The organism is Flavobacteriaceae bacterium (genome assembly GCA_014075215.1).
In the GTDB taxonomy this organism is placed as follows: domain Bacteria; phylum Bacteroidota; class Bacteroidia; order Flavobacteriales; family Flavobacteriaceae; genus Polaribacter.
In genome coordinates this window covers 1,056,122-1,077,247 of sequence record CP046177.1, presented here as the reverse complement: position 1 = coordinate 1,077,247, position 21,126 = coordinate 1,056,122, and the positions used below count along the sequence as shown (strand labels likewise).

Sequence of the window (21,126 nt, the reverse complement as noted above, 5' to 3'; positions counted from 1 at the left end):
AACCCAATTTGGGCAAATCGCTGTTCTTCTTTAAAAACTCTCACATTTATTTATTTTTATCTCTCTCAAAAACGATTCTGGCCGTATGTTCTGCAATATATTTAACAGTCCAACCTGTTTTAGCATATCGGTTTAGCGTATCTTCTAATCTTTTATTATTGTTGGCAAGTCCCATTTTCCAATTGACTACTTTATATTCCTTCATCGTTTTAATGATTTAATGTTCCGGTATTTAAAACAGGAGAAGCCTCTTTATCTCCGCATAGAATCACCATCAGGTTGCTAACCATAGCGGCTTTGCGTTCTTCATCCAGTTCAACAATTTCTTTTTTGTTCAATGCTTCCAAAGCCATTTCTACCATACTTACGGCTCCTTCCACAATTTTATGTCGCGCTGCAACAATTGCAGTAGCCTGCTGACGTTTTAGCATTGCATTTGCAATTTCCTGTGCATACGCTAAATAACCTATCCTTGCCTCCAATACCTCAATTCCTGCAATGGCCAAACGTTCTTCCAATTCTTTTTCCAGGGCTTCACTAACCTCATTAACACTGGAGCGCAATGTAATATCTTCTTCATGACCCTCATCTGCAAAATTATCATAAGGGTACATGCTCGCCAGTTTTCGTACGGCAGCATCTGTTTGTACTCTTACAAAATTTTCGTAATTGTCTACATCAAAAGCAGCATGATAGGTATTGGTAACTCTCCATACTAAAATGGTACTAATCATTACCGGGTTTCCTAATTTGTCATTTACCTTCAGGCGTTCGCTGTCAAAATTACTGGCTCTTAATGAAATTTTCTTTTTTGAATACAACGGATTTGCCCAATATAACCCGTTCTGCTTTACTGTTCCCACATATTTTCCAAAAAGTAAAATAACTCTGGAATTATTTGGGTTTACCAAAATAAAACCAAACATTCCTATAAAACCAAATAGCGTTGCTATTAAATAGATTGGGTTTTCTTGTCGGATGGTAAGTGCAATACCTCCGAAAAATAATATGAATACAATGAATAACATGAAGTACCCGTTTGCAGGCTTGATAATTTTCTCTTCTCTCATGATTGGAGTTTAAAATGATATTAAAATAATATTATAAAAATATAATATATTTTTGAAATTTTTACATTTTTTTAATTATTTTTTGCAAATGGGTATTTGATTGTCTTTTATGGTGTCTAATTGTCCTTATTGTTATTCAATAAATTGAAAGATTTAAAAAATGTTTTTATCCCATAAAAGTTGGGAGAAGGAACTGTAAATCTTTATAAGTTTTATTAACTGATTTCAGTGATATAAAAAAATCATTCATTCAAGGGATTGTTTTTTAAATGAATTAAGCAGATTTTTGAGTAGTTGATCAATTTGTATAATAAATCAAGTATATAAAAATAAGGTTGTTGACTGTCTTACTTTTTAGCTACGGATAATTCAACGAGTTGGAATTAACCAAACCCGAGAGAACGTTTTCTGCTTGGGAGAAAAAAGTAAAGAGAAGCAAAACTCAAAGAATTGCATATAGTGGAAGAACTGAAGAAATAAGAGTTTTTTTAGTGGCAATAATGCAAACCGTTTCAATACTCCCTGATAAACATGGAAGCGTTAATTAGAAAACAAAATAATTATGAAAAAAATTAAACTTAAAATTGTATTATTGATGTCATCTTTAGTATTGATAAGTTGCCAAAACAATCATGATATTTTATCATTCGAATCTTCCAATGAAAAAATTGTATCTGAATTTTTTGATGAAAATACCTCTCAAATTTTTTTTTTGACTACTACTCCAAAAAAAGAGCTATATTCAATTTCAACCTTAAAGGGAGGAGAATTAGTTCCAATTGCATTTTATTCTGAAAATGAGACAAATTATATTCTGTATGATTTGAATGGAGAATTAAAAATAGAACACAAACTAGAAAAAAATATAAGACAAGTAAATATTGAAAATGATTTTTCTTTTGACGGAAAGAAAGTTGTGAAAATTAATTTCTCTAATGCCAGATCAGAAGAATGTATGGGTGGCTCTACCTGGAATTATATTGTTATAGCCTGGACAGCTTGTGATGAAGATTTGGTTTGTAGTCTGCTTTGTAGAGCAAGCGGTTGGTATTGTCCTGCTGCAATTGTAGCTGCCTGTGTAATACATTGTAATACCTAAATCAAAAGATTATGAACATTTTTTTTAAACTTTTCCTAATTGGAATAACCATTTTAGTGATCTTATCATTTCTTGCATTTTTTCACTTGATGTTATTTATGAGAAAAAAAATAAATAGGCGAGAGTTGAATTATTGGTTTATTATATTGCTGGGAGTACCGGTAATCGGAGTACTGCTTTATATAGGTTTTATCTTTAGAAAATATCGATTAAAAAGTCATGATACGGTATAAACCCGTTTATACAATATGAAAGTTCTAGTTCATTTTAGGTATTATGCCTTTCACTCCTGATATTACTGAGCTTTGAATATTTTTTACTTCTAATTTGACTCAGGGCAAACGCATTAAACTTTTATGAATATATCAGTAAAACTAATTTTTCATTAAAGAATTGACATTTAATAATGGATTTTATTCGTAATTTTTTAAACTTACCTTTAATGATTATTCATTTTTTTGAAAATAATTACAGGTTAACTTGGATCAAAAAATCATAAAGTATTGATTAAAAACATGTTAACTTTAATGCGTTTACCCTGTAATTTGACTCAAAATTCAATAGAAAGAATAAATACTCGTATTTATCAGCGCTATTTCAAACCAGAGCCGATTAAAAGATTTAAAAAATGTTCTTATACCATAAAAGTTGAGAAAAGGAACTGTAAAGTGTTATGAACTGATTTCAGTGATATAAAAAATCCGGACTTTACCCTAAATATAGTACAAGAAATAAACGCCTTAAGCCACAAGTTTTTTGGTATTAGTTAAATTTTCATATTCTAAAATAGTTAACCCATTTAAAAAGGAATGCCTTCTGTTTCTATTATACCAATTTTCAGTATGCACTTAGCCGCAGTAGCTTACAACTTAAAAAAGCTATTAAAATATCAAACAAAAAAAGTGAAAAGTAAGGCCGAAACCCTTGTTTTTATGATTCTAAAAATAGGGATCCCTAAAAACGAAAAATCAGCTGTTTGTAAACCACCTATATTTTTAGTAAAAACATAACTTAAAAAAACAAGCTCCTTTAAATGGACTTAAAACAAACCTCTGTTTTTGAAACCTAAGACTTGTTCAACAGCTACCATTGTTAGGCACTGGCTGTTATGTTTTTATTTCTAAATCTTGCCTAAATTTTTCCGTATCAATTACCATAACCTTTGGAAAATCTATCTTTTTCAAAATTTCAAAATCTTTGTCATGGGTTACTATATAACTGGCATTAGCCGCTATTGCACAATCAACAAACTTATTGTCATCTTCAGCTTTGAGAAGTCGAAAACGATAATAGGTGGTTACCCGCTCAATATTACTTAAATTTTCAATTATACCTGCTACACTTTCACTTACTTCTGACCCTAAATGTTGTTCTATAATTTCAGCATATTCTGAAAGAATTTCAGTACTAACACAGAGTATATAATTCTTTTCTATTAAGGTTTTAAATACCCAATGAAGTTTGGACTTTTCAGAAATACTAACCAATAATACATTTGTATCAAGAACTATTTTTTTCACAGTCAATCTTTCGTTTTTCTCATTTTTGTGTGGAGCATTTCATCTACAATTCCATCTGTCCATTTTTTTTCATCCCATACTTTATTAGCACCTTTAATAGCTCGTTTGGCAAAGTATTGTGCTATCATTTCTTTAAATTCTAATAATTCTTTTTTAGTCAACTTATGAGAAAATGCCTTTAGTATTTCTAACTGTGTATTGGATAATGGTTGAATAATTTCTGACATGATATACTCTTTTTGATTACCCACTTTTATACCAGTATTGATGAGTGACAGCTACTACCAGTCTATCAAATAGTCTTTCAGCGAAATAGCGTCTGTTGAGTTTATAGCAGAACTCGTCAAGATAATTCTGCAAATATTTTCCTTTAATTTTATGGTAAATACCTAACAGAGTGCGTTTTGCATTACTTATGGCTATATGCACCGATTTTAGTGTGGTAATAGTGGTTTCTTTATTTGATTTTTCAGTAATGTGTACTTCCACATAATCACCTATGTCTACATAAGACGTGCTTTTGTCGCTAAAAACAATGCATGTATCATCAAAATTACTATCAATAAGCGTGTTGACTTCTTCTTTTTTATGAGTATCCAAAACTTTCATTTTAAAATAACGACATTGTTTGGATTGTTTCCCAGTCTTTAAATCTTCTAAAGGTACAGACTCTGCCATTACCGCTACGTTAGATTGTTTTTGACTGCCTCTGCCTATTTTAAGCTTTTGTCTGTCGGATTCTTTTGTTGCCACAGTAAAGTAAGCTTGATCAAACTCAATCATATCTTCAAGGTCGTATAAATTATCTCGTTTTCCCATAGCCGAACGTATTCTGTGCATAAGAGACCATATAGTGGTATAACGTGTATGGTTGAGCTGACGTTGTAATTCGGCAGCAGAAATACCTTTTTTACTAAAAGTCATAAATGCCATAGCGAGATACCAAGTACGAATAGGTAAATTGGAGTTCTCCATCATAGTACCGCTGCGTAGAGTAGTTCTAAAACCACAATAAGAACATTGCCACATCCATTTAGACTTTAACCAATAGTGCTTTTTTGATTGACATTTTTTGCAAATGACTCCTTCTTTTGAACGAGCCAACTTCATATGTGATTTACAGGAAAACTCATCTGGAAATTGTTCAATAAAATGTAGTAAATTCATAATTCTAAACTTTATATTAAGATACGAATTTTTAAATTAGTGGCATAATTAAGTGTAATCAAATAAAGTTTTTATTTTTTTGGACTTTACCCCAAATATAATACAAAAAATAAAAGCCTTAAGCCACAAGTTTTTTGGTATTAGTTAAATTTTCATATTCTAAAATAGTTAACCCATTTAAAAAGGAATGTCTTCTGTTTCTATTATATCAATTTTCAGTATGCACTTAGCCGCAGTAGCTTACAACTTAAAAAAGCTATTAAAATATCAAACAAAAAAAGTGAAAAGTAAGGCCGAAACCCTTGTTTTTATGATTCTAAAAATAGGGATCCCTAAAAACGAAAAATCAGCTGTTTGTAAACCACCTATATTTTAGTAAAAACATAACTTAAAAAAACAAACTCCTTTAAATGGGCTTAAAACAAACCTCTGTTTTTGAAACCTAAGACTTGTGCAACAGCTACCGTTGTTGCCCATAGTACTATTTCAGTAACTTGAATGTATCACAAAAGCATCTAATACTTTTACTACAAATGATTTAGGTTTTATAAATCCATAATTCTCTAAATACCAATAATTCCTATTCCAAAGCCAGCGTTTTAAATTTAAACTATATGATGGTCTACTACCTGTTGAAGAATTTAATTCTTGGACCTGTATATTTAAATCTCCAGCCATATAAAGCTTTATTGATAGTTTAAATCTTGAGATAATGATTTGCCCCTTTTCAATTTTTCGATTGCGGAATCTAATCTGAATTCGTTTTTCTTTGAGGAAAGTTCGTGAGTTGTCGCCATTAAAGAATTATACTCACTCAATGACATAACTACAATGCCTGTGTCTTTCCCTCGATTTATAATCAAGGTTTCAAAGTTTTTCACTACTTTGTCCAAGTAGTATTTTATATCTTTTCTAAAATCAGAAACACTTGCTGTTAACATTTTTGTACTTTTTATTGTACGATAAATAAATACTTTTTTTGAAATTTCAAATTTTTGTCGTTTCCGTTTTTATTGCTACCAATAGTGATATGAAAAATCAATAATCATGAAAAACCACTTCTAAATTTGTTTATCAGTAATTTGATCTTTTAAATTATATGGGTAGTGTTATAACCCCAATATCACTTCGGATCCAAAATACCATTAATTCTATCCACGATATCTTGTAAGTGATAGCGGGTAATGGTATTTGGAGCTATAACTATAGCTGCTCTGGTGTCGCGTTTTAATCTTTTTAACTCGCCTCTGACAACGGGTTTAATATCGGACTGACTCACATTTACTCGCGTTTGTTTTACATAGGAACCAAAATTCGGAGCCTTTCGTTGAGATTTTACAGTCATTAAATACTTTAAACGGTCTATATGTGCACGTTGTAAATTTCTTCTGTACGGATCAATAATTTTCACATTATACAATTCAGACCAAATTCCCCTGCGCAGATCATACATCAAAGAGAGAATGGTATATGCTTTATTCCCGTTTAATGTTTCATTTTCAATCAAACGAGCCAATCTGCCCAGTTTTAAAATTCTGTTTAGTGTATTTACCTGCAAACTTCTAATACGTTCACCGGAACCAGAGTATTGAATTTTATCAAAGATATTTTTATCGAATAACCATTTGGGAGTTGCAAACAATTCTTTATTGATAAACTTCATCGCATTTCTCTGGTGTGCTTTATCTACATGAGTATATACCGGGCCGTCCTGGCCAACCGCTTTATAGTGTTCATAGACACCGCCTATATTTGAAGAAACATGTCCCATATAACGGTTATATTGACTTAATAATTGTCCGTACATGGTTTTTAAATCTTCGTATGTTTCTCCTTCTTCAGTCGTCCACTTTTCCAAATTAGGCAGAATTCTTTTCAGATTTTTAATACCATAAGTACTTGCCGTAATGGCATTATCTCCCAAATCTTCCGTTTGAGAGCTGGGATCAATGATATTAATGACTTGTTGATGTCCAAAACGATACATTGGGTCATCAGCTTTAGCCGTAATCCACGAGTTTAATATAGGTTTTTCATCTTCTGCAGATGTATCTAATATGGGCCGATATCCCCAAGCTATGGCATATTTGTCATACGGACCGATATTTGGCATGAGCGCCACTCCTTTATCTTCCGGTTGGGCCGCATAATTGAAACGGGCATAATCCATAATAGAAGGAGCCGTACCATATTTTTGAGTGAACGTTGCAGAACGTAGTGAATCTACGGGATAGGCAACACTAGAACCCATATTGTGAGGCAATCCTATGGTATGACCTACTTCGTGAGCCGAAACAAAACGGATCAGTCTGCCCATTATCTCATCTTTAAATGAATTACTACGAGCTTCCGGATTAATAGCGGCCGTTTGAATAAAAAACCAATTGTGTAACAAGGTCATGACATTATGATACCAATTGATATCCGATTCTAAGATTTCTCCCGATCTCGGATCACTGACATGAGGGCCATTGGCATTAGGAATAGGAGAAGCCAAATAGCGTACAACGGAATAGCGTACGTCTTCGGGAGACCAATCCGGGTCTTCTTCTTTGGAAGGAGGGTCTTTAGCTATAATGGCATTTTTAAAACCGGCTGCTTCAAAAGCCACTTGCCAGTCTTCTATTCCCTGTTTAATGTATTTGCGCCATTTTACGGGAGTAGCTCTATCTATATAGTAAGCAATCGGTTTTTTAGGTGTTACCAGTTCACCTCGCTTAAATTTTTCTATGTCTTCATCTTTTATCTCCAGTCTCCAACGATCTATATAAGTAATTCTTTTACTTTCCTGGACGTCTAACCCATAATCAATTTGCTCCCTGGAAAACCAACCGACACGCTCGTCAAAATAGCGACGTTTCATAGGTTTTTTTGATAATAAAATCATAGAATTACTCATTTCCAAAGAAATAGAACCGACACTACTGTTAGAAGGAGGTTTATTTGCAAAATATGTTTTTACATGGCGGCTTTCAATATTGTGTGGATAACTACTAATTCTTTCTATATAAGAACGATCTTTATCCATCCTGGTAATTTGAAACGATTTTCTCCTTGATTGAGGGAATCCCAAGGGTTTTACGTCTGTGGCAAATAAAGGAGTGGCGTCAATAACCGTAGCTGTTGAATCTTTACTAAACGCCTTGATAGGAAAGGAAAACAGAACAGGTTCAAAATTTGAATTTACCACTGCCTGGTGTACCGGAAGCACAGTATCTGCTACTACATTGTGGGAAACTACCCTGAGCAAAATTTTCTTTCCGTTTTTTTGCCAACGCAATACCTGAGTATTTTGTTTGCCTCCGCCAAAACCGATACCACTGGCGGTTTTTGCAATTCGGGTAACCATCAATAACTCTCTGTTTAATAAAGAATCAGGAATTTCAAACAGGTATTTGTCATCTTTCGAATGCACTTTAAACAGACCTTCATCTGTTTTCAGATCTTTAGTAACTACTTTTTCGTAAGGAAGGACAGCTCCTTTTTTCGGTTTAGGCTTGGCTGCCGTATTTTCAGTAGCTTTTGGATTTTTTTTGTTTTTCTTTTTTCTACGTTGTGCGTCAGCATCTAACGAGAGTCCAAAAACAAATAAAATGACTAGTAGTTTCGGTAGTATTTTTTGTATCATGGTGAGTCAATTTGTGTACATTTTGATTTCGTTTCCGAAGTTAATTATTCCCCTGGCAGTCTTTTTTAAAAAAAATGTTAAAGAGATGCAATATAAAAAGAATTAGATATTTAACCAATACGTAAATTTTAGATTTACGGATCTAAACCTGGGGCTAAATATATCCGTAGCATAATTGTCATTGTATACCAAAAACAAATCTGACAATGGAGCTACTCTCCATTGCAAGCGGGTGTTTATAATAAAGTTTTTTCTTTGTGTACTGTACTGTAAGAAGGTTGCCCAGAAAATGGTTTTGGTAAATGTAACATCCAATCGCGGGCCAATCAGCCAGATGGAAGCATCGGGATACGGCTCGGGCAGATTTATATTGTCGTAGTTTAACCGGAACGATCCTGAAAAATAAGGCTGTAAACGCACCGTTATATTTGCTTGTAAGGAATACTTGGTTCCGTTGAAAAAACTACCAACAGAAGGGTTTATTCTATAAGAGATTTTTTTTCGTTGATCGGATCGAAAACCGGCCTCAAAGCTGGTGTAATAATAATTTTGATTTCCGGGCAAAGCAACTGCTCCGTCGGTTCCGGTCGGGTCAAAATCATCATACAATCGTGTAAAGCGATTGAACATCTCAAAACTCAATTCGGAATTATCTTTAAAACCGGCTTCCCACCTACTGATAATGATATAATCCGAATTCTGATAGTTCAATTCCGGTCGCCAGATATAAATGGGGGTTACTGAAAAGCTGTGTCTTTGAATCCGACTGTTTTCAGGCCAGAACTTTACTTCAAACTGAGGGTCTATTTTAAATATATCAGTTCTTCTGATAAATCCTAAATCCGATCGAAAATTATTTGCCACAAAAACACCGCTCAATCGAATATTTAATTTTCTGTTATTAAATTCGGTATTGATACCTGCCGAAAAATCATTTGAGGTAATACCGGGGGAAAACGATTTATGATAAAAATAGTTACCTACCCATTTATTGTCTTTGGAGGCTAGTACATAATCTATTCCTAAAACCCTGTTGTACTTGTTTTCATCTGCTAAAAAAGAGTACTCTTTTTGTTGTTTGTTTGTTAATAAACAGCAGGCTAAGATTAGACCTGCTAAACACTTTTTGCTGCAAAGTAATCACCGAATTATTGGTTGTTGGAACTTTGTTTGCAGTATCTTCCTTTGTTTGCATACTTAAAATTCCCAACCTAAGGTCATTGGTTAGTTTTCCGCTCAAACGAACCCCTGCTATGATGCTATTTTCAATGGTATTTCCGTCAACATCTGTAGCAATTCCTATTCGCCTGGAAAAAAAAGGATTTGCATTCCGCCTGTTTCCATAATCACCGAATAAATCGCTGTTTTCTATAAAAAACTGCCTTCTTTCGGGAAGGCCTACCTCAAAACGGCTCAAATTGGTTACCTGCTGGTCTACTTCTACCTGGGAAAAATCAGGATTGATTGTGAGATCCAAATTCATACTGTTAGCAACGGTCAATTTGGCATCACCGCCATATTTAAAATCGCCGGTAGCTATATTCGCCTGATAATCTTTATCGGTTATTGCATTTATATACGGAATTATTGATACGGGCGATTTTGATTTTCCCAAAGGTTTTTCAAAGATCATGTCGCCCATATATGCCAAATTAAAGATAAACTGATTTTGAGGGATGTTGATCCAGGTATTTCTTTCGTTGTCTTGCGTATAAAAATGGTAACTGTTAAATCGCCATTTGGTTTCTCCTTCTTTGTATTTAAATGCTGACAATGGAATCTTCCATTCTAAGATATAATGCTTGTCATGAATTTTAGATGCTCCAAACCACTTGGTATCCCAGGCACCGTTGAAGCCTCTTAGATCATTTCCGCCTCCGGATAATAAGATTTCTCTGCGCACTCCATACGGATTAGAGCCAAAAATAAAGGCATTTGTACCATCGTTAAAGGTATCGAACATCAGGGTAATATTATCACTTCCTCCTGCTCTGAAATCTCTTCTTAAGGAAGGGATAATATAGTTTTTGCCTTTGGCATATACTTTAATACCTACATAAAGATTCCGGTCGTCGAACAAAAACTTGATCTCTGCCTGCCGCTTGGCATGTATGGTATCCGAAGGAAAATATTGAAAAAAATTGGTAGCCGGTTGTGCCTCAGTCCACGGAAATTCGTCTAAGATACCGTCTATATTCATTTTTTCATCTATATATTTTACCTGTACAACTTTCTTTTTTACCTGGGAAAATGAATGTAGTGTAGAAAATAAAATGATAAAAAATATATTCCTCATTAATATGGGTCGGTGAACTCGTTTAAACTTTTTGAAATATAAAAATAAGTTCTTACTTTTAGCAGGAGTATAAAAAAAATGTTGAATAAAAATTGCTATCGTAAAAATCCTTTTGATTTTTTATTGAACTCGTTTAAATTTTTTCAGTTTGTTAAAAAATTGCTGTTTTCTGATCTGTTTTTGTCTTTTTTTCCTTCCGTAGAATGCTATACAACTCAAAAAAGCCTTCAACAGAACTAAAAATCTCTAATTTTCGCTTAAACCCAAAAAGTCTAAACGAGTTCTAAGTATATCTGTAGTTTTATAAAAAATAAGCATATGAAAAAAGTAAAATTAGTTCCTTTTAAACACAAAGACGAGTTACAAATAGCAATTAAATTTGATATTATGGAATCCTGTACTAGATATAAATGATACATTTCTAAGCCCAACTTTAAGTTGGGGCTTATTAAATTTTAGTAAAAAAAGACGTAAAGTATTTGAAAATTAAGATTTCATTTTTATAGATGAAACTTTTAAAATAGGAAAAATATTATTTACTGAATTTAATTATTATAATCCTCAAATGAATTTAATTAACTCACAAGTAGATACCTTAATTATTCATGGTAATAAAGATAGTTATGTTTCTTATAATGCTTCAAAAAAAATATCCGAAGCTTCCCAAAGAATTAAATTAATTACAGTTGAAAACTCAGATCACGGGTTTGATTCTCAGGAAAATGAAGATTATGCTATTAATTGTACAATAGAATGGTTGAAGAAAAAGGAAAGATAATTTTTGGAAAAGTTGAATTTGGTAGCAATTGTAAGATTGGAAATTTTAACTGTATAGGAGTTCCTAAAGAGCAAAACCTCGGAATAAAGGATAAAAACATAAAAAAAGTAATAATTAAAGATAATGTTATTATTTGTAATCATGTAATTATTTATGAAGGGACTTATATTGGAAAAAACTGTCTTATCGATGATAAAGTTAGAATTGGCTATAACTCTTATATATCTGCTAGGACAAGAATTACACATGGTGGATACATATGCGATAGAGTAAAAATCGGCAATAATTGTGTAATTGCAGGATTTATTTGCGATGCAGTAGAAATTGGTAATAACACTACAGTAATGGGGACTTTATTACATGAATATACTAATCCTTTGGTTGATTGGTGGGGAGTTGATGAAGAGTCCCCAAAAATTGGTTCAAATACTATTATTGGTTATGATGCTAAAATCATTGGGGGAATAACTATTGGTGATAATGTATATGTAGCTTCAGGTACAATTGTAACAAAAAATGTGCCTTCAAAATCCGTTGTAATAGGCAATAATAAAGTTTATTCATTTAAACAATGGAAAGGTAAAAAACTTCAGAGTTGGATTAATAAAATGAAGATAATTAAAAAATGAGAATAAAAGTATTTTTAGCCCTTCAATTCGGAAATGCTAAAGTGTCTAGAAGTGATAAAGAAATTTCATTAATTAAGGCAATATCAAAATGTAATCGAGAATTAAAAGAAGAAGGTATTAATCTTGAATTATTTTGGAATGGATTTAATTTAAAATCAGGAAAACCTATAGCCAATCAGCTTTTAAATCAAATTGAAAAATCTGGAATCTTTATTGCAGATTTATCTGAATTAAATAAAAATGTTTTATTTGAATTAGGAATAGCTTATTCTTTTGAAAAGTTAATGAATAAAGAAATTATTTGGTTGATTCATGATTCTTTAAACACTAATGACTTGCCATCAGATATTAAAGGTCTTTACTGTTTAGAATATAGCAAAGAAACTCTTGAATATCATTTAACATCTGCTTTGTGCTTGAATAGAAGTGCTTCAAATCAGAATTATGAAAATAGAGTAGTTACGGTATTGTTAAAAGAAATGGATGGGCTAGGAACTCGCGGTGATGTTTTAGTCATAGGTACAACAAATCGACCAGAAGCTATTGATTTGGCATTTAAGAGACCTGGTAGATTTACAGACCAAATTGAGTTAGAATATCCAAACGATAATGAAAGGCTAAAAATATTTGAAATACATTTAAAATATATTGACCACAATCTTAAAGATGAGGATTTCAAGAATTTATCGAAGAAAACATTTGGTTTTTCAGGAGCAGAAATTAAATCATTAATCGATAAGTCAGGTATTATGGCTATAAGAAATTATGTTCTTCATAAACTTAACAAACCTTTCTTAACTAAGGAGATTATTTTATCAACTTTAAAAACCTTTTCAAATGCGAAACAAATTTAATCAACGACAAGATCAAAAACAAGACCAAGTTCAAGAACAAATGAAATTACGAAGCTTGAATGGCTGGCTAAAAGCCCTTTCGGAATTAGATAAATTTGAGTTTCTTCCTTTAAATTTTGAGGAAGCTAAATTATGTAGTGGCGAAATGTTAGAAAACATTGATAATTGTATTACGCAAACACTTGCCCCTGTAAAACAGGTTAAAGAGAAAGGTATTTCATCAACATTAAAGAATCGCTACATTATTAACATTCTTGAATGGTTATCATTAAGAAATAAAAATCAATTCGATATTATTGATGAATTAAGTGCAATCGTAATTCAAAATTGTCTTGGTAATGAGCTAAAAGTTCCATGTAGAATCCAAGTTTGGGATGGAGTTATCTCAGAAGAAGAATTAAAAGAATTTGCTATTGCAATTGGTAAGAGTCAAGTTGAAATAGAAAAATGGATATTAGAATTAAAGGAAGGTAAAAAAATAGAGTTTAAGGAGATTGAAAAAACTGAAAAAGGTAATATTAATACAGGTATTAAAAGGTATGAAGAAAAAATGATTGATTTATTTTTGCAACTAAAATCAAAATTTTGGGAATGACTTTTTTTACATTAGAATTCAAATAATATATCCGCATTTTTGAGGATATAGGAAATCAATATAATTAGGGTAATATAAGATGTGTAAATCATTAAATTTTGTTCTATACAAATTTAAATGATTGCGTATTATGTCAAAACTACAAATTCAATACTCAAAAGAACTTGCCGAAGAATTAGGGAAAATTGCAGTTTACTTGCCAGGAGAACAAGTTAATGTTGGTGATATTATAACATTTCCTAACGGAAAATCTTTTCTCGGAAAATCACGTCCCATAGGAACATTTAAGAAAGTTACATCTCTAAAGAATCTAGATGTAAAATATACGGATCCAAGCTTTTCAAGAAAGCCTGACTCATATCAGTTTTCAAGTAAAAATGCTGTTAATTTCAACTTCAATATAGATTCAAATGCAGACTTAGGTAGTGATGAACTGCCAAAAAGTGATGCCAAAATGAAAATTAATTTTACTTCTGAAGGTGCCATCTATTTCCTAGCTGTAGACTGTGATAAAAAAGAACTAGATGATTTGAATGCTTTGGAAAATGAAATTAATGCTAAAGAGAAAAAAATGTTATGGAAGGATACTTTCCTCGTAACCTCTGTAACAGTAGCAAGAAAAGCCTTTATAGCACAATCACGTTCTAAAACTTCAGAACTATTAATTAACGGAAATATTCAAGGTATTCAATCTGGTACAGTAAAAATAGGAGCAAAAACAAATCTCGGAATAAATAAACAACAAGGCGATATTTTCATTAAAGATTGGTCTAACGATGTTACAGTATTTATGGATCTTATTCGATTTGAAAAAGAAGTATTTAGCGAAAACTACAGAGGAAATAAAACAACTTCTACAAAAGAAGTTGAGGAGTCACGAATACTATTCAAACCTGTACTTATTGAAGATTTACTAACAGATTAACTACATATAATGAAATTTTACACGAAAAGCTACTTATCAGATCTTTCTGAATCAAGAAGAAAAGGAACAAAAACTTTTTCTTCTGTTCTGAATGAAAATAAAAATCGAACTCATTTTGACATTTTCTTGTCTCACAGTTTTAAAGACAAAAAATACATTACAGGTCTATATTTAGAGTTGACTTCAAAAGGATACTCTGTTTATGTGGATTGGATTATCGATCCTCATTTTCAACGAAATAATGTAACGAAAGATACTGTTAACAAGATTAGATTAAGAATGAAGCAGTCCAAATCTCTAATATATGCTACTTCAGAAAATGCTTCTAACTCCAAATGGATGCCTTGGGAATTAGGTTTTATGGATGGAGACAAAGGAAGATGTGGAATTCTTCCAATTACAGATTATGAAAATGATACTTTTAAAGGACAAGAATTTTTATCGGTATATCCTCTTGTAACCAAGGGAAGTAACATTTATTCTGATTCAGATTTGAATATTCAACTAAATATATTTTCATCTAAAGAGATGAAAAGTTGGATGAACTTTTGATTAAAAATATAACCTTAAAAAACAAAATATTATGGGAAACCCAAGAGCATTTATCAGTTTCGATTTTGACAATAATAGAGAAGAAAGAGTCTTGTTTGTTGGTCAATCAAAAAATTCAAAAACACCGTTTAATATTGAAGATTGGTATTCTAAATCCGAATTACCTCAAAAAGAATGGGAAGATTTAATTAAAAGCAAAATAAACAAATGCAATATTCTTATTGTTTTAGTAGGTAAAAAAACACACACTGCAAAAGGAGTAGTTAAGGAAATTACATTTGCAAAAGACCAAAATGTACCAATTTTTGGAATTTATGTAGATAGTGCAAATAGTTCTACTCCATTACCAAATGGTTTACAGAGAAATAGAACAATAACTTGGAATTGGGATAAAATTGCCAATGCAATTAATCAAGCAATGAAAGAAGGTAAAAATAAATAAATTATGAGGAAAGCATTAGTAGTTGGAATAAATCATTATGAAGATATTAAAAGTTTAAATGGTTGTGTAAATGACGCAATGGAAGTTAATAGAGTCTTAAGTCGACATGCAAATAATGAAGACCATGAAAAGAATTTTGAAGTAGAATTAATAACTGCTGATCATGGCCTACAACTTTCTAGAGGAATTTTAAAAGATAGAATTGAGGAGTTTTTTCGAGACCCAAGAGAAATTTCTTTATTGTATTTCTCTGAACATGGTCATGTAGAGTTTACAGGAGGATATTTAATGACTTCAGAATGTAAAAGGGGTGATGATGGACTTTCCATGGCTGAGATATTGAGTATTGTAAACAATTCCCCTGCTCATAATAATATTATCATCTTTGATTGTTGTCATGCTGGTAGTTTTGGTAAAAGTTCAATGAATACTAACTTAACCTCAATTAATGAAGGAGTTACTGTTTTAGCAGCATCTGCGGCTAATCAGTATTCTGTTGAAAAAAATGGTTCAGGTGTTTTTACTAGATTATTGATACATGCTTTGGATGGTGGTGCTGCAAGTATTTTAGGAGAAGTAACCCCAGGTAATATTTATGGATATATTGACAAAGCTATGGGGGAGAAAGGGCAAAGACCTATTTTTATGACCAGTATAAGAAGGTATACCAATCTCAGAAAAGTTTATACTCAGATTAGACCTTTACACTTAAAAGAAATGATAAAATTATTTCCAAATAGTCCTGATGAAATATTTAATCTTAATCCTTCATTTGAGCCAAAAAGTGACAAACCGAACCCCGAAAACATAAAGAAATTTGAAGTGCTACAAAAATACAACAGAGTCAATTTAGTTGTTCCAGTTGATGCACCCCATATGTATGATGCTGCTATGGAATCAAAATCGTGTAAATTGACTACGCAAGGAAAGTCATATTGGGAAATGGTTAATAACGATATAATTTAAAAATTATGAACAAAATTTTATTTCACATTGAAAAACCACCGTCTTTGACCATGGTAATGTAATAAAGGCTCTGCCATTTTTTAGTTAGTGTTTTTATGATTTAATGGGCGTTTGACAATAAATTGTCAAAAAAGCATCATGCTAAAGAATGAGTGGTATGACCCTTTGGGTCTAATCTGAAAACCAAAGCCACCGTTTTTAAAGGTGGTTGTTTACTTTACACTACTCGCTACGGAATGTATTATAACCTTAAATTGTTTAAAATAGATATCACTTCAAATTGAATAGTAGAAGAAATAGATTTATGGATTTACAAGCTAAAGAAATGTTCGATTGGGAACGTTGGAAGTATAAATTAGAAAAATTGCTGGCATAAGTTTGAACTTCATGAATATGCTTTGGTAATATAAATTACTTACGTGTAATGACAAATTGATATTATCTTGCTTTCTTCAAATACTTGTTTTAGTTTAGGTTCTCATTTACTCAAAATTAGAAGTCATGAAAAAAAGAGTTGGCGTGTGGATTCGAGTGCCCACAAAACTACAACAGAGTTCAGATAGTCCAGAACATCACCTACAAAAAGCTAAAATGTACGCAGAACTTAAAGATTGGGAAATAGTAGAGGAATATCATCTTGAAGCCGTTAGTGGTAAAAGTGTCATATCACATCACGAAGCACAACGTATGATGCGTGATATTCAAAGTGGGCATATTGAAGCTTTGATTTTTTCAAAAATTTCAAGACTAGCTCGTAACGTAAAAGAACTTCTTGAATTTTCAGACCATTTTCAAAAGTATAATGCTGATTTAATTTCGCTTGGTGAGTCAATAGACACCAGTTCTCCATCTGGACGTTTCTTCTACACTATTATCTCTGCGATGAGCCAATGGGAAAGAGAAAATATTGTAGAGCGTATTAAATCATCCGTAGAAGTCAGAGCTAAAATGGGGAAAGTAATGGGCGGTATTCCATTTGGTTACAAACGAGTTGGTAAAGATGATATGGCACTTCATGAGCATGAAGCACCAATCCGCAAAATGATGTTTGAGTTATTCTTGGAGCATAAACGTCATGCTACCGTTGCCAACATCTTAAACGACAAAGGATATCGTACCAAAAGAAAAAGCTTGTTTTCAGGCACTACCGTAAAACGATTATTCCAAGACCCAACCGCAAAGGGAATACGACGTTCACACATGACTAAAATAGACGAGAATGGAAAAACTGTTATGCGAGATAAAGAAGAATGGTATATTCATGAAGCGCCACGTATTGTTTCTGATGAAGTCTGGGATGAAGTGAATGCCATTATCCAAAAGCAAGAAAAAGAGAAAATACAACCACTCAACAAAAAAGTACATCTGTTTACCAGTTATCTTTTTTGTGAATGTGGTGGTGGTATGTATGTGCCATCAAGCAATCCAAAATACACCTGTAAAAAGTGTAAACGAAAAATTCACATAGAAGATATTGAAGCTATTTTCAAAGAACAACTCACCGAGTTCATTATCTCAAAAGATGAAGTCAATCGTTATTTTGATGGAACGAATTCCATTATTAGAGACAAAGAACAAGAGATTGAAAATATTAAAACACAAATAGAAAAATTGGAACTTAAAATAGCAAAAGTGTTTGAGTTACATGAGCAAGGCAAAATAGAAACAGAACGCTTTGATGAATATTACAACAAACCTAATACTCAAGTTCAGCAATTAAAACGAAAAATTCCAGAGATAGAAGGTGAAGTATATGCACTTAAAGACCAGTTCAAATCAAGTGGCTATATCATTGAAGAAGCACGCTCACTGTATGATAATTGGGATAAGTTATCTAAACGAGAGAAGCGTAACATCATAGAAATAATTACTGAGAAAATAGTAGTATCAGAACAAGAGGGTGCATAACATTTTGTCGTTTTAAGCAGCTTTATTTTTCTCAGTACAGATTAGGTTAACTACTTTGTTCCATTTATCACTCAGTTTAGTTGTTCTTAATGTGAGCATATTTTGAGCTCCAATTTTAGACCAACGTTGTCCAGAGAGTTTCATTCTTTTTTGAACAACCTCCCTGTTAGCTGCTTCTATGGCTCCAGATCCTATAATACCTGCTCCTGTATTTTGATATTGCTGATAGTCCATACGCGACCTATTTTCGGTATAATATGTGATAAGTTGGCTTTGTTGTTTACGTTGATTTTGCTTTGTCAATTCTAAGTTTTTGATATTCTCAATGACTTGATTTACTTGACTGTTTTTTAGTAGTTGCTCCTGTTGACCAACCCAACTGTTATATGACTCTTGATTAGAGAGACAAACCTTAGCAAAATCGTGTAAATGTTCTAAAGCATGATACCAATCCAATATTTGTGTGGCAAAAGGGTAATGTTGATCTACCCATTTCCATATCCATCTAGCACCATCACCAACAAAAATCAGTCGCTTATCAATACTCCTGTAACAGCCTAAGTATCTATCCATTCTATCTGTAAACTTATCAGCTTTGCCTAAATATGCTTCATACAACGAATGGCGTATCCATCCACGTTTATTTGATATGTCCATACAGCTACTCTGTTTAAAAATTCTGCCTAATTTTACTTCTTTCCAAGCCTCTTCCCGAGTGAAAAGCATCGACCCATCGACCATAGCATATATGCACTCTTGGTTATCTACCTTAAGAATATCAGGTTCAACGGCATCAACCTCCAATACTTTTTCTTGCTCTAATAAACCACCATAAAAGTCTGTGACTCTGTAAAGCTGCATCGCATTGACTGAAACACCTAGAAGATTCGATAAAACTTCATGACCATCTCCATAACAATCGTTTTGACCAATATAAATCATTTTGTCTTGCATATAGGGACTTATCTTAAATCCATTGACTTTTTCACTAAAGGGATGAGTGTTGTTAATCTCTATCTTTCCGTAACGTGATAAGTTTTTTTTTACGTCTGTCTTTAGATGGTTCGCTTATACTTCTCTCTAAAACCTCTCGACCATAGTCCGTCCATATTTGATCAAAAGTCTTTTCGTAATCATAGTAACTCTTTATGTTTGATAATTTTGCTATCGCTTGATAACGCTTCTTGGCTTGGGCTAAAAATTCCTCTTCGCTAATCATAATGGTGTCGCTTTTAAAAGTTAATCCTTAAAAATAACTATTTCGCGACAAAATGTTATGCACCCGAACAAGAAGTAAACATCACGCTTAACTATATTCTGCCGAATACTTCTTCTTTGAAAAAGACGTCAAATGGTACTCATGGGCTATAAGTAATAGCGGTTTAAGTGATAAAACGAAAGTATAACCATAAAACAAAGGTCAGTTATAATCCGAAAAGTTAGTGCCTAAAAATCCGCTACTTTTCATATACAAGCCCGTCAGACTGTCTCAAAACTCTGTTTAATTTTCTTTTTAGATTTCTTAAAAAGTTGTATTTTAAAGCTATGGAATATATTAAGAAAATCCCTCGCAATCAGCTCAGTTTTTTTCCTACTGCTTTAGATGATTTAATTGACTCAGAAAATACTGTTCGCTTTATTGATGTATTTGTAGATGCTATAGAACTAAAGGCATTAGGCTTTCAAATGCTCTCACATACTGGTAAACCACCCTATAATCCCTGTGATTTACTCAAACTATACATCTACGGCTACATGAACCGTATAGGTTCTTCACGTGCTTTAGAAAAAGAATGTCATCGCAATGTAGAACTCATGTGGCTCTTAGGCAATCTCAAAGCTGACCACAACACCATTAACCGATTTAGAAAAAACAATCCCAAAGCAATCAAGCCAGTATTTAGACAAAGTGTAGCAATAGCCAAAAACTTTAACCTAATTGGAGGCTTGCTTATTGCAGGGGATTCTACCAAACTAAGGGCTCAAAATTCTAAAAAAAACAATTACAATAAAAAGAAAATAGAACGTCATTTAGCTTATATTGATAAAAAGTTAGATCAGCACAACCAAACCTTAGCCAACGCTGACGGGGATGCACCATACGATGATCATAGCAATCAAAAACAACTCATCGAAAAGCAACTCCAAAACCACAGGGCACATAAAGCAAAGTACCACCATATTAAGCAACAACTCGATAATGACAACTCTTGTGAAAACCCTCAAATATCAACCACTGATCCTGATAGCAGACACCAAATTGTTCGCAGGCTCATCACTGAAGTTTGCTATACCGCACAAACCACAGTAGATCACAAACACAAATTACTGATTGATTATAAAATTACCAATAGCAATGATAAAAAAACGATGGGTACTATGCTTAGACGTGCAAAGACCAGTCTTAGGCACACCAACTTCACTGCACTATATGACAAAGGCTATCATACAGCTAGCGAATTTAATGTCGCCGATCATTTAGGTATTAACACTCTTGTAGCTATTCCTGGTATTGGTAGAAGCAGTCAAGCACCTAACCCTAATTACAACGTAGAACACTTTACTTACAAAAAAGAAAACGATAGCTACACCTGTCCTGAAAATCAAACCTTAACCAGTAAATGTACTAATAGCTTTAGTAATAGTCTCTTTCTTTACAAGTTGCTCAGATGACGACGATAGTAGTCAATCGCAACA

Annotated in this window: 21 protein-coding genes and 1 pseudogene; 12 read left to right on the top strand and 10 right to left on the bottom strand. The window is 32.7% G+C overall.

The features are described from left to right. Nucleotides 1-46: 46 nt before the first annotated feature. Together GKR88_05555 and GKR88_05550 are read right to left on the bottom strand one after the other, a co-directional pair. Nucleotides 47-205, bottom strand: a complete 159-nt coding sequence (locus tag GKR88_05555) for a DUF4177 domain-containing protein (GenBank protein QMU63811.1) — start codon at nt 203-205, stop codon at nt 47-49. A 4-nt stretch (nt 206-209) separates the two neighbouring features. Beyond that, complete coding sequence (locus GKR88_05550; protein ID QMU63810.1) at nt 210-1,070, bottom strand: SPFH domain-containing protein; 861 nt, start codon at nt 1,068-1,070, stop codon at nt 210-212. A 377-nt stretch (nt 1,071-1,447) separates the two neighbouring features. On the opposite strand from GKR88_05550, the gene GKR88_05545 reads away from it, so the two are divergent. Beyond that, nucleotides 1,448-1,618, top strand: coding sequence for a hypothetical protein (locus tag GKR88_05545; protein ID QMU63809.1), 171 nt, complete (start codon nt 1,448-1,450; stop codon nt 1,616-1,618). A 14-nt stretch (nt 1,619-1,632) separates the two neighbouring features. Continuing rightward, nucleotides 1,633-2,169 carry a hypothetical protein gene (locus tag GKR88_05540; GenBank protein QMU63808.1) on the top strand — a complete coding sequence of 179 codons (537 nt, stop codon included), beginning with the start codon at nt 1,633-1,635 and terminating at the stop codon, nt 2,167-2,169. A 1,106-nt stretch (nt 2,170-3,275) separates the two neighbouring features. On the opposite strand, the gene GKR88_05535 is transcribed toward GKR88_05540, so the two are convergent. From GKR88_05535 to GKR88_05510, 6 genes and pseudogenes are all read right to left on the bottom strand, one after another. Continuing rightward, nucleotides 3,276-3,689, bottom strand: coding sequence for a putative toxin-antitoxin system toxin component, PIN family (locus GKR88_05535; protein ID QMU63807.1), 414 nt, complete (start codon nt 3,687-3,689; stop codon nt 3,276-3,278). 2 nt (nt 3,690-3,691) lie between these two features. Further along, nucleotides 3,692-3,916, bottom strand: coding sequence for a hypothetical protein (locus GKR88_05530; protein ID QMU63806.1), 225 nt, complete (start codon nt 3,914-3,916; stop codon nt 3,692-3,694). 16 nt (nt 3,917-3,932) lie between these two features. Then, the gene (locus GKR88_05525) at nt 3,933-4,856 is read right to left on the bottom strand and encodes an IS1595 family transposase (GenBank protein QMU63805.1); all 924 of its coding nucleotides are present in this window, start codon (nt 4,854-4,856) and stop codon (nt 3,933-3,935) included. A gap of 686 nt (nt 4,857-5,542) precedes the next feature. After that, nucleotides 5,543-5,797 carry a type II toxin-antitoxin system prevent-host-death family antitoxin gene (locus tag GKR88_05520; GenBank protein QMU63804.1) on the bottom strand — a complete coding sequence of 85 codons (255 nt, stop codon included), beginning with the start codon at nt 5,795-5,797 and terminating at the stop codon, nt 5,543-5,545. A gap of 182 nt (nt 5,798-5,979) precedes the next feature. Then, entirely contained in the window at nt 5,980-8,484 is a 2,505-nt protein-coding gene (locus GKR88_05515; GenBank protein ID QMU63803.1) for a DUF5117 domain-containing protein, read from the bottom strand. 102 nt (nt 8,485-8,586) lie between these two features. Continuing rightward, nucleotides 8,587-10,780, bottom strand: a pseudogene (locus GKR88_05510) (hydrolase). Nucleotides 10,781-11,345: 565 nt separating this feature from the next. On the opposite strand from GKR88_05510, the gene GKR88_05505 reads away from it, so the two are divergent. The 9 genes from GKR88_05505 to GKR88_05465 all read left to right on the top strand — a co-directional run bounded on the left by GKR88_05505 (nt 11,346) and on the right by GKR88_05465 (nt 18,429). Continuing rightward, nucleotides 11,346-11,558: a prolyl oligopeptidase family serine peptidase gene (locus GKR88_05505; GenBank protein ID QMU63802.1), complete on the top strand. Its 213-nt coding sequence runs from the start codon at nt 11,346-11,348 to the stop codon at nt 11,556-11,558. After that, nucleotides 11,534-12,187 (top strand): acetyl/acyl transferase, encoded by a 654-nt coding sequence (locus GKR88_05500; GenBank protein ID QMU63801.1) that lies wholly within the window; start codon nt 11,534-11,536, stop codon nt 12,185-12,187. Before GKR88_05505 ends, GKR88_05500 begins: the two co-directional genes overlap by 25 nt. Beyond that, nucleotides 12,184-13,041 carry an AAA family ATPase gene (locus GKR88_05495; protein ID QMU63800.1) on the top strand — a complete coding sequence of 286 codons (858 nt, stop codon included), beginning with the start codon at nt 12,184-12,186 and terminating at the stop codon, nt 13,039-13,041. The genes GKR88_05500 and GKR88_05495 overlap by 4 nt, the downstream gene beginning before the upstream one ends. Continuing rightward, nucleotides 13,025-13,636: a hypothetical protein gene (locus GKR88_05490; GenBank protein ID QMU63799.1), complete on the top strand. Its 612-nt coding sequence runs from the start codon at nt 13,025-13,027 to the stop codon at nt 13,634-13,636. The genes GKR88_05495 and GKR88_05490 overlap by 17 nt, the downstream gene beginning before the upstream one ends. A gap of 130 nt (nt 13,637-13,766) precedes the next feature. After that, the gene (locus tag GKR88_05485) at nt 13,767-14,561 is read left to right on the top strand and encodes a hypothetical protein (protein QMU63798.1); all 795 of its coding nucleotides are present in this window, start codon (nt 13,767-13,769) and stop codon (nt 14,559-14,561) included. Nucleotides 14,562-14,570: 9 nt separating this feature from the next. Next, nucleotides 14,571-15,113, top strand: coding sequence for a TIR domain-containing protein (locus GKR88_05480; GenBank protein QMU63797.1), 543 nt, complete (start codon nt 14,571-14,573; stop codon nt 15,111-15,113). A gap of 31 nt (nt 15,114-15,144) precedes the next feature. Further along, nucleotides 15,145-15,555: a hypothetical protein gene (locus GKR88_05475; protein QMU63796.1), complete on the top strand. Its 411-nt coding sequence runs from the start codon at nt 15,145-15,147 to the stop codon at nt 15,553-15,555. A 3-nt stretch (nt 15,556-15,558) separates the two neighbouring features. Further along, nucleotides 15,559-16,521 carry a caspase family protein gene (locus GKR88_05470; protein QMU63795.1) on the top strand — a complete coding sequence of 321 codons (963 nt, stop codon included), beginning with the start codon at nt 15,559-15,561 and terminating at the stop codon, nt 16,519-16,521. A 501-nt stretch (nt 16,522-17,022) separates the two neighbouring features. Next, nucleotides 17,023-18,429, top strand: coding sequence for a hypothetical protein (locus GKR88_05465; protein ID QMU63794.1), 1,407 nt, complete (start codon nt 17,023-17,025; stop codon nt 18,427-18,429). A 12-nt stretch (nt 18,430-18,441) separates the two neighbouring features. Here GKR88_05465 and GKR88_05460 read toward each other — a convergent pair whose 3' ends face one another. Then, a complete protein-coding gene (locus GKR88_05460) occupies nt 18,442-19,383 on the bottom strand; it encodes a hypothetical protein (GenBank protein QMU63793.1) in 942 nt (313 codons plus the stop codon). Between the two features lie 52 nt (nt 19,384-19,435). Continuing rightward, on the bottom strand, nt 19,436-19,648 hold the full coding sequence (locus tag GKR88_05455) for a hypothetical protein (protein ID QMU63792.1): 213 nt from the start codon (nt 19,646-19,648) through the stop codon (nt 19,436-19,438). Between the two features lie 326 nt (nt 19,649-19,974). Here GKR88_05455 and GKR88_05450 point away from each other — a divergent pair, with 326 nt between their 5' ends. Further along, nucleotides 19,975-21,102: a transposase gene (locus GKR88_05450; GenBank protein ID QMU63791.1), complete on the top strand. Its 1,128-nt coding sequence runs from the start codon at nt 19,975-19,977 to the stop codon at nt 21,100-21,102. Nucleotides 21,103-21,126 lie beyond the last annotated feature (24 nt).

Bases quoted from the DNA above. Each gene is read 5' to 3' on its own strand.
- GKR88_05555 (QMU63811.1), bottom strand. From the start codon at position 205: ATGAAGGAATATAAAGTAGTCAATTGGAAAATGGGACTTGCCAACAAT.
- GKR88_05550 (QMU63810.1), bottom strand. From the start codon at position 1,070: ATGAGAGAAGAGAAAATTATCAAGCCTGCAAACGGGTACTTCATGTTA.
- GKR88_05540 (QMU63808.1), top strand. From the start codon at position 1,633: ATGAAAAAAATTAAACTTAAAATTGTATTATTGATGTCATCTTTAGTA.
- GKR88_05530 (QMU63806.1), bottom strand. From the start codon at position 3,916: ATGTCAGAAATTATTCAACCATTATCCAATACACAGTTAGAAATACTA.
- GKR88_05525 (QMU63805.1), bottom strand. From the start codon at position 4,856: ATGAATTTACTACATTTTATTGAACAATTTCCAGATGAGTTTTCCTGT.
- GKR88_05520 (QMU63804.1), bottom strand. From the start codon at position 5,797: ATGTTAACAGCAAGTGTTTCTGATTTTAGAAAAGATATAAAATACTAC.
- GKR88_05515 (QMU63803.1), bottom strand. From the start codon at position 8,484: ATGATACAAAAAATACTACCGAAACTACTAGTCATTTTATTTGTTTTT.
- GKR88_05505 (QMU63802.1), top strand. From the start codon at position 11,346: ATGAATTTAATTAACTCACAAGTAGATACCTTAATTATTCATGGTAAT.
- GKR88_05500 (QMU63801.1), top strand. From the start codon at position 11,534: ATGGTTGAAGAAAAAGGAAAGATAATTTTTGGAAAAGTTGAATTTGGT.
- GKR88_05495 (QMU63800.1), top strand. From the start codon at position 12,184: ATGAGAATAAAAGTATTTTTAGCCCTTCAATTCGGAAATGCTAAAGTG.
- GKR88_05490 (QMU63799.1), top strand. From the start codon at position 13,025: ATGCGAAACAAATTTAATCAACGACAAGATCAAAAACAAGACCAAGTT.
- GKR88_05485 (QMU63798.1), top strand. From the start codon at position 13,767: ATGTCAAAACTACAAATTCAATACTCAAAAGAACTTGCCGAAGAATTA.
- GKR88_05480 (QMU63797.1), top strand. From the start codon at position 14,571: ATGAAATTTTACACGAAAAGCTACTTATCAGATCTTTCTGAATCAAGA.
- GKR88_05475 (QMU63796.1), top strand. From the start codon at position 15,145: ATGGGAAACCCAAGAGCATTTATCAGTTTCGATTTTGACAATAATAGA.
- GKR88_05470 (QMU63795.1), top strand. From the start codon at position 15,559: ATGAGGAAAGCATTAGTAGTTGGAATAAATCATTATGAAGATATTAAA.
- GKR88_05465 (QMU63794.1), top strand. From the start codon at position 17,023: ATGAAAAAAAGAGTTGGCGTGTGGATTCGAGTGCCCACAAAACTACAA.
- GKR88_05460 (QMU63793.1), bottom strand. From the start codon at position 19,383: ATGCAAGACAAAATGATTTATATTGGTCAAAACGATTGTTATGGAGAT.
- GKR88_05455 (QMU63792.1), bottom strand. From the start codon at position 19,648: ATGATTAGCGAAGAGGAATTTTTAGCCCAAGCCAAGAAGCGTTATCAA.
- GKR88_05450 (QMU63791.1), top strand. From the start codon at position 19,975: ATGGAATATATTAAGAAAATCCCTCGCAATCAGCTCAGTTTTTTTCCT.